The 12,764-nt window shown below is 68.3% G+C and carries 15 protein-coding genes; 6 read left to right on the forward strand and 9 right to left on the reverse strand.

Translation table 11 applies throughout. The features are described from left to right. Positions 1 to 50: 50 nt before the first annotated feature. Positions 51 to 803 (reverse strand): 16S rRNA (uracil(1498)-N(3))-methyltransferase, encoded by a 753-nt coding sequence (locus MMSR116_RS12590; protein WP_010682792.1) that lies wholly within the window; start codon positions 801 to 803, stop codon positions 51 to 53. Between the two features lie 219 nt (positions 804 to 1,022). Between MMSR116_RS12590 and MMSR116_RS12595 the strand changes: the two genes are divergently transcribed. Both MMSR116_RS12595 and ubiA read left to right on the forward strand, forming a co-directional pair. After that, on the forward strand, positions 1,023 to 1,493 hold the full coding sequence (locus MMSR116_RS12595) for a hypothetical protein (protein WP_010682791.1): 471 nt from the start codon (positions 1,023 to 1,025) through the stop codon (positions 1,491 to 1,493). An 88-nt stretch (positions 1,494 to 1,581) separates the two neighbouring features. Continuing rightward, positions 1,582 to 2,529 (forward strand): 4-hydroxybenzoate octaprenyltransferase, encoded by a 948-nt coding sequence (gene ubiA, locus MMSR116_RS12600; RefSeq protein ID WP_010682790.1) that lies wholly within the window; start codon positions 1,582 to 1,584, stop codon positions 2,527 to 2,529. 26 nt (positions 2,530 to 2,555) lie between these two features. Here the strand turns inward: ubiA and MMSR116_RS12605 are convergent, their stop codons facing one another. Beyond that, positions 2,556 to 3,011: a DUF6101 family protein gene (locus tag MMSR116_RS12605; protein ID WP_010682789.1), complete on the reverse strand. Its 456-nt coding sequence runs from the start codon at positions 3,009 to 3,011 to the stop codon at positions 2,556 to 2,558. Between the two features lie 409 nt (positions 3,012 to 3,420). On the opposite strand from MMSR116_RS12605, the gene MMSR116_RS12610 reads away from it, so the two are divergent. Continuing rightward, positions 3,421 to 4,236: an inositol monophosphatase family protein gene (locus MMSR116_RS12610; protein WP_010682788.1), complete on the forward strand. Its 816-nt coding sequence runs from the start codon at positions 3,421 to 3,423 to the stop codon at positions 4,234 to 4,236. A 27-nt stretch (positions 4,237 to 4,263) separates the two neighbouring features. On the opposite strand, the gene MMSR116_RS12615 is transcribed toward MMSR116_RS12610, so the two are convergent. Next, positions 4,264 to 4,500, reverse strand: coding sequence for a hypothetical protein (locus MMSR116_RS12615; protein ID WP_010682787.1), 237 nt, complete (start codon positions 4,498 to 4,500; stop codon positions 4,264 to 4,266). 235 nt (positions 4,501 to 4,735) lie between these two features. Next, positions 4,736 to 4,945, reverse strand: a complete 210-nt coding sequence (locus tag MMSR116_RS12620; protein WP_010682786.1) for a cold-shock protein — start codon at positions 4,943 to 4,945, stop codon at positions 4,736 to 4,738. Between the two features lie 315 nt (positions 4,946 to 5,260). Here MMSR116_RS12620 and MMSR116_RS12625 point away from each other — a divergent pair, with 315 nt between their 5' ends. Further along, complete coding sequence (locus MMSR116_RS12625) at positions 5,261 to 5,650, forward strand: hypothetical protein (protein WP_039892377.1); 390 nt, start codon at positions 5,261 to 5,263, stop codon at positions 5,648 to 5,650. Positions 5,651 to 5,660: 10 nt separating this feature from the next. Here MMSR116_RS12625 and MMSR116_RS12630 read toward each other — a convergent pair whose 3' ends face one another. Next, positions 5,661 to 5,864 (reverse strand): hypothetical protein, encoded by a 204-nt coding sequence (locus tag MMSR116_RS12630; protein ID WP_010682784.1) that lies wholly within the window; start codon positions 5,862 to 5,864, stop codon positions 5,661 to 5,663. Positions 5,865 to 6,020: 156 nt separating this feature from the next. On the opposite strand from MMSR116_RS12630, the gene MMSR116_RS12635 reads away from it, so the two are divergent. After that, on the forward strand, positions 6,021 to 6,599 hold the full coding sequence (locus MMSR116_RS12635) for a type 1 glutamine amidotransferase domain-containing protein (protein WP_010682783.1): 579 nt from the start codon (positions 6,021 to 6,023) through the stop codon (positions 6,597 to 6,599). 34 nt (positions 6,600 to 6,633) lie between these two features. Here MMSR116_RS12635 and MMSR116_RS12640 read toward each other — a convergent pair whose 3' ends face one another. After that, entirely contained in the window at positions 6,634 to 8,289 is a 1,656-nt protein-coding gene (locus MMSR116_RS12640; protein WP_010682782.1) for a calcineurin-like phosphoesterase C-terminal domain-containing protein, read from the reverse strand. 190 nt (positions 8,290 to 8,479) lie between these two features. Beyond that, positions 8,480 to 9,778 carry a L,D-transpeptidase family protein gene (locus tag MMSR116_RS12645; RefSeq protein ID WP_010682781.1) on the reverse strand — a complete coding sequence of 433 codons (1,299 nt, stop codon included), beginning with the start codon at positions 9,776 to 9,778 and terminating at the stop codon, positions 8,480 to 8,482. Positions 9,779 to 10,235: 457 nt separating this feature from the next. Here MMSR116_RS12645 and MMSR116_RS12650 point away from each other — a divergent pair, with 457 nt between their 5' ends. Next, positions 10,236 to 10,766, forward strand: a complete 531-nt coding sequence (locus MMSR116_RS12650) for a DUF1465 family protein (RefSeq protein WP_010682780.1) — start codon at positions 10,236 to 10,238, stop codon at positions 10,764 to 10,766. Between the two features lie 12 nt (positions 10,767 to 10,778). Here the strand turns inward: MMSR116_RS12650 and MMSR116_RS12655 are convergent, their stop codons facing one another. Both MMSR116_RS12655 and rpmE read right to left on the reverse strand, forming a co-directional pair. Further along, positions 10,779 to 12,140 carry a diguanylate cyclase domain-containing protein gene (locus MMSR116_RS12655; protein ID WP_010682779.1) on the reverse strand — a complete coding sequence of 454 codons (1,362 nt, stop codon included), beginning with the start codon at positions 12,138 to 12,140 and terminating at the stop codon, positions 10,779 to 10,781. A gap of 306 nt (positions 12,141 to 12,446) precedes the next feature. Beyond that, complete coding sequence (gene rpmE, locus MMSR116_RS12660; protein WP_010682778.1) at positions 12,447 to 12,695, reverse strand: 50S ribosomal protein L31; 249 nt, start codon at positions 12,693 to 12,695, stop codon at positions 12,447 to 12,449. Positions 12,696 to 12,764 lie beyond the last annotated feature (69 nt).

The following is a 12,764-nucleotide window of genomic DNA, read 5'->3' on the forward strand; positions in this document are numbered from 1 at the left end:
ACCGAGATCTTGATGTGCGCCGGCACACATCGATGCACGGGCCGCAGCCGTCAGCGCGCGTCGCCCAAGACGGCTTGGACCAGCGCCAGCACCGTGACGGCGGCGGTATCGGCCCGCAGGATGCGGGGTCCGAGGGACAGCGCCACGGTGTTGGGCCGGGCCCGGATCAGCGCCCGCTCCTCCTCGGAGAAGCCGCCCTCCGGCCCCACCAGCACGGCGAGCGGCGGCGGCGCCATCGGATCAGCCGCAGCGGACAGGGCCCGAACGGGATCGCGCACCGGTGCATCCTCGTCGCAGAAGACCAGAAGGCGCTCCGGCGCGAGATCCGTCAGGACCCTCGGCAGCCGCTCGGGTTCCGGGCATTCGGGAATCGCCAGGATGCCGCACTGCTCGGCGGCTTCGATCGCGTTGGCGCGCAGCCGGTCCAGGTTGACCCGATCGCCCTGCGTGAACCGGGTGATCACCGGGCGGATCGTTCCCGCGCCCATCTCGACGGCTTTCTGGGCCACGTAATCCAGGCGCGCGCTCTTCAGGGGCGCGAACAGGTAGTGTAGATCGGCGCGCGGCGTCTGTGGTCGCGTCCGCGCGGCGACGTGGAGGTCGGCGCCCTTCCGGCCGGTCTGGACGAGGTGCGCTCGCCACTCGCCGTCCCGGCCGTTGAAGATCAGCACGGGGTCGTCCGGCCCCTTGCGCAGGACGTTGAGCAGGTAGTTCGCCTGCGCCCGTTCGAGGGGCAGAGTTACGCCCGCCGCGAGGTCGGCCGCGACGAAGAGGCGCGGAGCGGTGAAGTCGTAGGCCGGCATGCGGGCGTGGTCGCGCGGCGTGGACCGCCTGTCAACGCGCGGCCGCCCGCGAAAAGTGTTGCCAAAAGATTACGAGCGTCGCTTTTCCGTCGCACGCGCACAGTCGCCGCGCCCTGCCGGTTTGCCGCTCGATTGACGCCACATTCCTATGGCGAACCCAGGAGAACGGAAGTGAGCCGGCCGTCCGCGGATTCGGCAGAGCGTCGAGGGAGTCGTGGAATGGCAAAGGGGAGCGTGGCTCTGGGGACCACGGTGCTGATCGGCACCGTCCTGTTCGGGTCTGCGGCCTTCGCGCAGGGCGCGGCGCCGGAATGCGGCGCCATCCAGAAGACCCTGGCCGAGCGCAAGGCGCTGGTCGGCCGCGCCAACACGGCCTCGCAGTCGAAGAAGAAGATGACCCCGCAGGAGGCTTGTGCCCTGTTCGGCAAGCTCCAGGCCAACGGCGCCGAGGGCATCAAGTGGATCACCGCCAACAAGGAATGGTGCTCGATCCCCGATTCCTTCGCGGAGGGCTTCAAGGCCGACCACGTGAAGGTCAGCGGCATCCGCACCAAGATCTGCAGCGTGGCGGCCCAGGCGACCAAGATGGAGGCGCAGGCCCGTGCCCAGGCGCAGAACGGCGGCGGTGGCGGCCTTCTCGGCGGCCCGGGCTTGACCGGCAGCTTCAAGCTGCCGCAGGGCGCGTTGTAGAAGCGTCTGAGAGGATCGCGGATCCGGCGCGGATCCCCTCTTCGACGGGGAGCGGGGCAGACGTGCGGGACGACCGGAGATCCGACCGATGAGCGGCACGGCGATCGACGACGGGCGGCCGGCCGACGCCGTATCCGGGCACTGGGTCGACCGGTTCGCTCCGCGCTCCTGGCGGCCATACCTGAGGCTCGCGCGCATCGACCGGCCGATCGGCTGGTGGCTGCTTCTCCTGCCCTGCTGGTGGTCGTCTGCGCTTGCGGCGATCCGGGCGGAGCAGCCCTTCCCCGATCCCTGGCACTGCCTCCTGTTCCTGATCGGGGCGGTGGCGATGCGCGGCGCGGGCTCGACCTACAACGACCTCGCCGACCGCGACCTCGACGCGCAGGTCGAGCGGACCCGCCAGCGCCCCCTCCCCTCCGGACAGGTGCGGCCGCGCCACGCCGCCCTCTTCCTCGTGGTCCAGGCCCTGGTGGGGCTCGCGGTGCTCCTGCAGTTCAACGGGGACGCGATCCTGGTCGGGCTGTGCTCGCTGGTACCGGTGGCGATCTACCCGTTCATGAAGCGCATCATGCCGCTGCCGCAGGCGGTCCTGGGCCTGGCCTTTGCCTGGGGGGCGCTGATGGGCTGGGCGGCGGTGTTCGCTCGCCTCGATGCGCCGGCCCTGCTGCTTTACGCGGGCGCGCTGTGCTGGGTGATCGGATACGACACGATCTACGCCGTGCAGGACATCGAAGACGACGAGATCGCCGGGATCCGCTCCTCGGCCCGCCTGTTCGGCCAGCATGTCAAGCTGGCGGTCGGCACCTGCTACGCCCTCGCGGCGATCCTGGTGCTGCTGGCGGCCCGGGGGGCCGGGGCGGGCGTCGTGGGCTACCTGGGCGTCGCGGCCTTCGCGGCCCATCTCGCCTGGCAGGCCCTGTCGCTGCGGGACCGGGACGGACGCGGTGCGCTGACACTGTTCCGCTCGAACCGGGATGCGGGACTCATTCTATTCGCGGGTCTGGCCACGGACGCGCTTTTGCGCGGGCTCTCCTGACCGCGTTCCTGACTATCCTGGCGATTTCAGTTGCGGGCGATGATCTCGTTCTCACCGCGGTGGATCTGCGGACGCGCCGGCAGGCGGCCGGTCTTGCGCCGGGTGAGGAAGCGAGGGCGACGGCGCCCGAGGCCGGCATGACGCCGCCGCATGCGCACCTGCCCGAGAACCAGACGCCCGATCTGCTGGCAGACTGGAACGAGGGCCCCGTCCTCCCGGACGATCATCCGCACGAGGCCGGCGCGGGCCGCGATGTCCCGCCACACCGCCACCACGTCGTCCTCGTCGAAGCTGCCGAGGCGCTGCACTTCGTCGCCCTCGGCATCGACCATGATCAGACTGAACCGGTCGGCCCCGGTGATCTCCGCATCCTCGGCCGCGTAGGCAAGTGCGACGCCGGCGGCCCGGCGGGCGCCGGGGACCCGGCCGACCACGGGCAGCGGGGAGGCGGTGAAGCAGAGCGCGCCTTCTGCACCAAGCATCAAGTGTCCTGCGCGAGGTTCGTCCGTGATCGGGGAAGTGTTCATCTGTCCGAGTCCCTGGAGCAAGTGGCGACCCCTGTCGGGCCGTCCGTTATGCCTTGCAAAATCGCACCCGAACTCCTCCGCGCCGCTTAAGAGCCGTCGTTAAGCGAATCTGGACGGCGCTGTCATTTGCGGAATGCTCAATGCTTCCTTGAATGCTCAACACTTCCTTGCTCAGATCGATCATTATCGATCGATCAACCCAGACTCCTTGTGGCGCTGCGGGCGGCACCGTACAACGGGATGACCGCCCGCGATCCGTGCGACCGCCCGGTCTCCCTAGCCCGAGCGGGCCCGGTCGTCCGAGCTGACGGACGGACGGCGCAACGAGGCCCGCGCGGGCCTGACGGATTCCACGCGGAGCGCGATGCCGGACCTTCTCACCGACTCGGACGTGTCTGCCCTGATGCCGGAGCTGCGCGCCGTGATGCGCGAGGCCGCCGACATCGCGCGGCCGTTCTTCAGGCTCGGCGGACAGACCTCGGCACGCATCTGGTCGAAGGCCGGCGGCTCGCCGGTGACAGAGGCCGACGTCGCGGTCGATGCCTTCCTGAAGGTTCGTCTCAGCGCCCTCGTGCCGCAGGCAGCCTGGCTGTCCGAGGAAACCGCCGACGATCCGGCGCGGATCGGGCACGATCTCGTCTGGATCGTCGATCCGATCGACGGGACCCGAGCCTTCCTGTCGGGGCATCCCGATTGGTCGATCGCGGTGGCGCTGCTCGCCGGCGGCCAGCCGCTGATCGGCTTCGTCCACGCGCCGGTGGGCGACGCGGATTACGAGGCCGTGCGCGGGCGCGGCGCGACCCGGAACGGCGAGACGATCCGGGTCGATGCCCGGCAGAGCCTCGCGGGTGCCCGGATCACCGGTCCCAAGCCGATGCTCGACCGGCTGACCCGGGGTGCTGGATCAGATCCCGATTTCGAGGTGATCACGCGGATCCCGTCCCTCGCCCTCCGTCTCGCCCGGGTGGCGGAGGGAAGCGTGGATATCGGAATGATTTCGGGCCATGCCCGGGATTGGGATCTCGCCGCCGCAGACTTGGTCCTGCGCGAAGCGGGCGGGATCGTGTGCGGGTTCGACGGCGAGGCGACCCGCTATAATCGTCCTGATCCGGTTCACGGCGAGTTGCTCGCCGCGTCCACGGCCCTCCGCGATCCGGTTCTGACGGCCTGGGGCCGCTGAGATGGCTTCAGGGCGACCCGGCGGTGTTCAGGCCGCCGTCGCGTCGCGGAGCTTCACCGCGGCGGGCGCGAGTCCGAGCCGCTCGGCGAGATGCCAGTGAAGTTCCCGCGGAGAGTGGTAGTTGTAGGACCGGTCGATCATGTGGCTCAGGTCGACACCGGTCTGATCTGCGGTCTTGGCCCGTGCGAGCTTGCCGACCCGGAAGGTCGGCGCATCGGTGACGGGAGAGCGGACGCCGCGGCGCCGCGTGTATTCGAACAACATAGGTAAAGTCTTTTCTTTTCTGAACCGGACGTTCGTGCCGTCCGGCGTCGTTTCTAGGATATTGCCTCCGGCGCACCCGACCCCGGACGATGTCGCCCGCGGGGAAGCGTCGGAAGGGGGAACCGCTTCAAGCGGCCGGTTCAGGACCCCGTTCGGGTCTTCCGCTTCGAAAGACGCCCTCCATGCACGGCGGCACAGCGGGCGTCCCGTGGGGCCCTTCAGACCTGAAGGTCGGTCACGCCGCCTGCAGGTTGCCGGCAGCGTCCTTGCCGCTGCGCTTGTCGGTGAGGATCTCGTAAGTGATCCGCTGACCTTCGATCAGGTTGCGCATCCCGGCGCGCTCGACGGCCGAGATGTGAACGAACACGTCCTTGCCGCCGTCGTCGGGCTGGATGAAACCGTAGCCCTTGGTCTCGTTGAACCACTTCACAGTGCCGGTATTCACGTAGTGTACCTCATTCGTCCATAGGCCATCCGCGCGGCACGAGGGCCGCGTGATGCACCACGGTCTTTCTGGATTTGGCCAGTGTGGCGGGGCGCGAGGCGCTGAACCTGAAGAGCGTCAGCCTCGGTGGGGAAGCCCCCCGGGACCTATTTAGGCGCAGGCTGCGGCGGCAACAAGGCGTCGGCGGCGTATCATTGGCGTCGCATGCGCGCGGCGCGGCGCGGCCGGAGCGCGGCGCCCCCTGTGATTTTCGGCCTTCACGATGCATATACGGAATGCGCTCAAACAGTTACGGCGCGTGGCTCTGGACGATACATGGCAGGCATTTCGGTCTCGCTGGACGGTGCGAACATCCAGCTCTCCTTCCAGAAGGACGATCAGGCGACGGCGGTGGTGATGGATGCCCGCGCCGCGCGCGCGCTCGTGCGCGCCGTGGGTCAGCTCCTCACGGCGATCGACGACACCGACGAGCCCGATATGCCGGACGAGATGGGCGACGAGGAGATCGCGATGCTCGACGTGACGTCCTCGGCGATCGAGATCGGGACAGACGATGAGGGACAGGCCGTCGTCGCCCTGCAGGCCGGCGCCCTGCCACCGTTCCAGTTGCGGCTGACGGACGAAGAGGCCCGTCACGTGGTGACGAGCCTCTCCGAAATCCTCAACGCGCCGCGCGACGTCCGCACCTCGCACGGCGGGCACTGACAGACAAAGATTACATCCGCGTTCCCGGATCGGTCGGCGTACCCGGGAAGATGTCGGGCTCGGAGCCCGGACCGCCCGGTTCGCCGATGCCGGGATCGTTCACCGGATAGGGTGTGCGCGGGCCCGTCGGGCCGATGTCCGGCTCTTCATCGGGCGGCGTGGGCGGGGGCGGCAGGTCTCCGGGCGTAGGCTCGGGAAGGCCGGGATTGGCCATGACGCGACTCCTGATGGGTGGGGATACGGACCAACAAACCGCGCCTTTCGGGGTTCCGCGGACTGAACCGCGGCGCGGCAACATCCAACGCGCGTCGGGCGGAACGGCGCGATCCACCTCCCGTTAGCCGGGCAGACCGCAACACGGAGCCCTGCCATGCCCGACATCCGCCAAGCCAAGATCCTGATCCTCGCCACCGACGGCTTCGAGGAGAGCGAACTCATCGTTCCGCAGTCCAAGCTGTCCGCGGCGGGGGCCAAGGTCACCGTGGCGGCCCCGCAATCACGCCAGAGCAAGGGCACGATCCGCGGCTGGGACAAGACCGACTGGGGCAAGGAGGTCGGGGTGGACACCGACTTGGAGCAGGTCGATCCGTCGGCCTACGACGCGCTGGTGCTGCCCGGCGGTCAGATCAATCCGGACAAGCTGCGCCTCGAGCCCGAGGCTCTCGCCGTCATCAGAAGTTTCCTGACCTCCGGCAAGGTGGTGGCCGCGATCTGCCACGCGCCTTGGCTGCTCATCGAGGCCGGCGCGGCCAAGGGCCGCGACCTGACGTCGTTCAGTTCGATCCGCACCGACGTGATTAACGCGGGCGGACGCTGGCACGACAAGGAGGTCGTCACCGACCAAGGCATCGTCACCAGCCGCAATCCCGGCGACCTCGACGCCTTCTGCGCGAAGGTTATCGAGGAAATCCAGGAAGGCGGCCACGGCGCACGCCAGCTGGCGGCCTGACCGTCAGGGCGCGGGCGCGCTCGGCGCCCGTGCGTCAGCCGCGTGCGCCCGCCACCTCCAGCACGGCGCAGCCGCGGATCGGGCGGCCGTACTCGTCGGTCCCCTCAACCGTGACGCGGTGGACGCCCGGCGCGAGGTCATCCGGCAGCCGCGCCGTCCAGATGTGGGTCGAGGGTATCGCCTGGACCCAACTCTTCTTCGTCTCCGGATAGCGCTGGAAAAGCTCGGTGACAAAGGGATCGAGGCGGCGGGTGCGGGCCAGCGGCTGCGGGGCGCGGTCGCCGATCCGGGCCGAGAGCTGCGTCCGCGGGCCGCCGTCGAACACGTTGACCACCAGCGTCGTGTCGGCCAGCGCGTCCTGGGCGATGGGCGGCCGGAGGCCCTGCATCGGCCGGGTGTGACGGATCACCTCGACCGCGCCGGCCCGCGCCTCGCTCTCGAACAGGATGCGCATCGTCCCGTCCGCCTGACCCTGCGCCGGGACGTAGCGCGTGGTGTAGTCGGCGCCCCGGATCGACAGCACGTGGAAGCCGTTGGGCGTGCCGTCGCGACTGTCGGCCGAGGGGATGCCTGTGCGCGTGTCGGGCCCGCTCCACCACGAGCCCGAGACCGCCGTGAGGACGTGGTGGTGGTGTCCCTCGACCGGGTAGTGATGCTCGGTGGTGTGGGTGTGTCCGGCGAGGCTCAACACCTTGCGCCCCGCCAGCAGGTCGAGGAGCGCGGTCCGATCGGTCGTCGTCCCGTGCGGGTCGTCAGGCGTCGTGTCGGTAAAGAGCGGGATGTGCATGGCGAGTACGATCAGGTCGTCTCGCGGGATCTCGGCGAGCAGATTGCCGAGGAAGGCGAGGCCGCGCTCGCCGATACGTCCGCGATAGGTGTTGGCGCCGAGCGGGACCGGTGGACCCAGCCACTCGACGTTGTCGAGCAGGACGAACCATGCCCGCCCCTGCCGGAACGCGTAGGTGGGCGACCCGAAGACCCGCTTCCACGTCTCGCGGCTGTAGCGGGCATCCGGCGCCTGCATGTTGAGGTCGTGGTTGCCCGGCAGGCTGTACCAGGGCAGGCCGATCTGACCGACGATGCGGTTCGACCGGCCATAGAGCGACAGGTCGTCGAACAGGACGTCGCCGGTGGTCAGGCCGAAGGCCGCCGGGATCGCCATCGCGCGGGCGACCGCCGTATCGCGCACGTGATCGAGTTCGGAGCGGCTCTCGGGCTGCGGATCGGTGAACAGGAGAACGTCGTAATCCGCGGGCTCGTCGATCCGCGTCAGGGTGAAGTCGAGCGAGGCCGGCAGCTTTCCGGTGGGGGCGACGCCCCCGTAGCGAAGGCCGAGTTCGGCCGGCGTGCCGCCGGGCTGGTGGATGTAGGAGTGGCGCGGAACGTTCTCGGCGTCGCGGGGCAGAGCGTAGCCGGGCGGCTTGATCACGAAGATCGCGCCGTCGCCCTGAAGCGGCAGGCGGTAGCGACCCTGGTCGTCGGTGCGCGCGACCTCGCGCCCGTTTGAGATCAGGACTCCTGGCAGGGGAGTCCGAGCGGTACTGCCCGCCTCCGCGGCGAAGACGATGCCGGTGGCCTGCCCCGCTTCCTGCGCGACGCCGCGAGCCGAGACCAGCCCCAGTCCGGCGAGGCCAGCGACTGTCGCCCGGCGGGTCAGACGTGCGTCGCCGATTTGTGGTTCTCGCGACATGGGCGGGCTCCTGCTCGACATCCGGACCGATCGCCCGCGGGGTCTTTTGCCGATGCGGCGGCGACGATCCCAGCGGCCAAGCAGAGGTGTTTGACCGCCGGATGACACGAGCGCCTGAAACGCGAGAGGCCCGCACCTCGGTGGGAGGTACGGGCCTCGGGACCTTCGCGTTCGCGGGTCTGAGGCGGGATTACTCCTCGTCGCCGGGCTCGAAGGTCTGCGGCATCGGCTCGGCGCTGGCGACCGGCGTCGGAGCGCCGATGGTGGAGGGCACGTTCACCCCGTCGCGCTTGTAGATGTCGTCACGGAACTGCACGAGGCCGTCCGGGGTCGACCAGGCAGTGATGTAGGTCCAGTAGACCGGCACCGGCTGGGCGATGTTGGCGTCGACGCGCTTGCCGCTCTCGATCGCCTCCTCGACCTTCTGGCGATCCCAGCCGGGCGTATCCTTCAGGAGCCACGTGATGTACTCGCGCACGTTCTGGACGCGGACGCAGCCCGAGGAGATGAAGCGGAAGTCGTCGCCGAACACGCCCTTGGTGTTGGTGTCGTGCATGAACACGCCGTAGGGATTCGGGATGTTGATGCGCACGATGCCCATCGAGTTGAAGTCGGCGCCCGAATCCTGCCGGTAGGTGAACCGGGTGCCCTCGTCGGAGAACCAGTTCACAGACTTCGGCGAGATCTCGGAGCCGTTCGACAGGATCCGGATCTTGTTGTCCGTGAGGTAGTTCGGATCCTTCTGCATCTTCGGGATCAGGTCCTTCTTCACGATGGAAGCCGGGACCGTCCAGGTTGGGTTGAAATTGATCTGCGTCGCCTTGGTGTTCATGATCGGCGACTGCCGGTCGATCTTGCCCACGCCCGCGGCGTGAAGGGTGACGACCTGACCGTTCTCCACCGTCTCGACCAGAGCGGCCGGGATATTGGTGATCACGAAGCGCCGGCCGAGATCGCCCGAGTAGGAGCGCAGGCGGACGACGTTAGTCTCGAGCTGGCGCAGCCGCACGTCGGCGGGCACGTTCATGGCCTGCTGGGTGGCGAGGCTCATCGTGCCGGTCTGGCTGAGGCCATGGCGGGCCTGGAAGCGCTTCACGCCGGCCGCGACGTAGGAATCGTAGACGCCCGAACCGCCGGCCGCCTGATCGAGGTCGCCGGTGACGATGAGGCGCTGGCGGATCGCCGCCACGGCCGGGCCGCGCGAACCGACCCGCAGGTGATCGGCGCCGGAGACCGGGCGCCAGCCGCCGCGGGCCACGATGTCCTTGTAGCGCTCGACCATCTGCTCGGTCGCCGCCACGGTCTGGGGCGAGAGGATCGGAACCGTCTCGCGCTGCACCTGCATCCCGGCGGGCGAGGCGTAGTCCTGCGCCCACTCGGCCTGGGCGTAGTTGCCCTGCTCGCGGGCTTCGGCGGCGCCGAGACCGAGCGCCCCGAGGGCGGCGACGCTCAGCAGTGCGGTGAACCGGTTTTGTGCCTTCATGCGCATCGGTCGCTGGCTCTGGTCCGGAGTTCGTCAGGTCGTGACGGGAGCGGATTGTCTCGTGCGCCACGGTGTCGGGATGGCGTTAAGAGTCCCTATCGAAGGGGCCGGATTGTGGCATCGGGGTGCGCAAGCGCACGCTCCGGCCCGATGCGGCAACCGAGCAACATGCACGAACCCGCGCCTGTGGCGCTGATGCCATAGCGTCCCTCCAAATCGACCGGATGCGGTCGCTGGCCGGCGACGATGCGGCCCGTCTCTGTGCCGGCGGCGGCGTGGTCGCGAGCGCTGACGCGCGATTATGGCGGCCTTATTGGCGTCTGACGGCTCATTAAGGTTAAGAAAGGATGAACCCTGATGTTGCCGCCGATCGGCGCTAGGATTGCTGCGTCGTCGGACAGTCAAGGACGCAGCGTCCCAGATCCGGACGGACCGGGCCGTCGGACGGCACAGGAGAGGCAGGATGAACGGCTTCGATGTCACGTTCCGGGACGACCGGGACTGGGTGGATTTCGGCAAGTCCTACGTCAATTCGGATGCCTTCAAGACGCTGTTCCGCGAGGGGATGACGCTCGTCGAGGAGACGGCGGCCTACCTCGACGGCGAGGGTCGCGACGAATCCCGCCTGATCTCCCGCGATGCGACCTTGAGCTACGCCGCCGAGAGCATGCGCCTCACCACGCTGCTGATGCAGATCGCCTCCTGGCTACTCGTGCAGCGCGCCGTGGCCGAAGGTGAGATGACGCCGGCCGAAGCGCTGCTTGAGAAGCATCGAGTCAAGCTCGGCAGCGGCGAGCCGTCGAAGCCGAACGACTTCAACCAGCTGCCGGTCCGCCTGCAGCAGTTGATCCTGCGGGCGCGGCGCCTCCACACACGAATCATGCATCTCGATTCGCTGATCGCCGAGGATCGTCCGACGCCGGCCCCGGTGGAGAGCCCGGTGGCCCAGCAGCAGGGACTTCTTCGGATGGCCTTCCGGATGAGCGAGGGCTGACGGCTTCGACGCTCAGCCGGCGAATCGGAAGGTGTTTCGGCCCTGCGCCTTCGCACTGTACAGGGCACGATCCGCGCTGTTGTAGAGGCTCAGGGGATCCGCGCCACAGGCTGGGGCCAGGGCAATCCCGATGCTGAGGCCGACGGACAGTCGACGCCCATCGATGTCGAGCGGCCGCTGCACGGCGGCGATCAGGCGCTCAGCGAGCACAGCCGCGCTGTCGGGCTGATCGGCCTCGGTCTGGATGATCACGAACTCGTCACCGCCGATCCGGGCCAACGTGTCTTCCAGGCGGATCGCGGTACGGAAGCGGTCGGCGACGATCCGGAGCAGTTCGTCCCCGATCAGATGTCCGTGGGTGTCGTTCACGGCCTTGAACCGGTCGAGATCCAGGCAGAAGAGCGCGAAGGCGGCGCCGCGCCGGCGGATCCGGGCGAACTCCTCTTGGAGACGCGTGTCGAACAGCGCACGGTTGGCGAGCCCTGTGAGGGGATCGTGGCAGGCCATATGGGCGATCTTCGCCTCCGCCTCCTTGCGAGCGGTGATGTCCAGGCTCAGGCCAACGACCTCGGTCGCGATTCCGGCGGAATCGGTCTCCACCTGCCCTAATCCGGCGATCCAGCGCACCCCGCCATTCGGCAGAAGGACGCGGAAGTCCGTCACGAATTTCGTCCGCGCCGCGATGGCTGCCTGTAGGTCGAAGAGGGTCCGATCCGCGTCTTCGGGATGGACGCGGGGACGCCAGTCCCGCTCGACGTCGATCTCGATGGCTCGATCCCCGAACCCGTTATGGCGCGCCATGCGTTCCGACAGCTGAGCCCGCCCGGTCCGGACGCAATAGCGCCACGTGCCGGCATCGGCGGCCTGCAGGGCGAGATCGAGGAGCAATGTCTTCTCGGCAAGCTGCTCGTTGGCGACGCGCAGTTCAGTCTCGCGCTGCAGTTCGAGGCGAAGTCTCCGCTCGGTTTTGGCCAGCGCTGCGTTGGCAGCCGCCGCTCGCTGCACCCGGTCGATGAGGATCAGGTTGATGCCCACGACGGCGCCGTAAAGCCCCAGGGCGACGGCGGCCGACGATCCCCCCGTCGCCGGAAGGTTGGACGGCAGCACGAAGTGCCACGCAGCCAGACCGGACAGGAGCGCCGAGACGATCGCAGGACCGAGCCCGCAGAAATAGGCGGTCAGGATCACGGCCGGGTAGAATGTGATGAATGGAAGGCCGGGCTGTACGACGGCGCGTGCCACCAGCGCCGTGAGGACCGCCGCGACGGCAATTGGATAGGCGTAGCGCGGCGCCCTTAAGGCCGGCCTCCGGATCGACATGCGGTGCTCGACGTCGGTGCGGTCGACATTGCCAGTCGACGGACCTCCGCTCATGGCCTCAACCGTCCCTCGACATCCGGAAACCAGACACGGCGGGGACGACATGCCGCGCCGCACGTCGCATGCACGGCTTCATTACAAGTTCATGATGAGGAAAGCATTAAGACATAAGTCTGAACGCATATAATAACTCAAAATAGCATATTACCGGCAGCAAAACTTCTGCGATTATCGGAACCTCTTACCATGCCGGCCAGGACATCTTGTAGATGTTGGTTAGGCCGTACAAACGAGAACGGGCGGCCTCGCCAGGAGACCGCCCGCCAAAACGCCGCCCATCGCGGCAAAATCATCGTGTGCTCAGCGCTTGCCGAGGTTGCCGAACCGCGAGTTGAAGCGCGAGACGCGGCCGCCGCGATCGAGCATCTTCTGCTCGCCGCCCGTCCAGGCCGGGTGGGTGAGCGGATCGATGTCGAGGTTGAGGGTGTCACCCTCTTTCCCGTAGGTCGAACGGGTCCGGTACTCGGTACCGTCCGTCATCACGACCTTGATGAAGTGGTAGTCGGGGTGCTCGGTCCCCTTGGCCTTCGCGGCCGCGTCCTTCGCCATGACCTGTGGTCCCTGATCTGGCACGCCGGCGGGAAGCGCAGGAGGCGCCGCCCGGCCCGGAATGCGGAA

The sequence above is a fragment of the Methylobacterium mesophilicum SR1.6/6 genome (genome assembly GCF_000364445.2).
Classification (GTDB): Bacteria; Pseudomonadota; Alphaproteobacteria; order Rhizobiales; family Beijerinckiaceae; genus Methylobacterium; species Methylobacterium mesophilicum_A.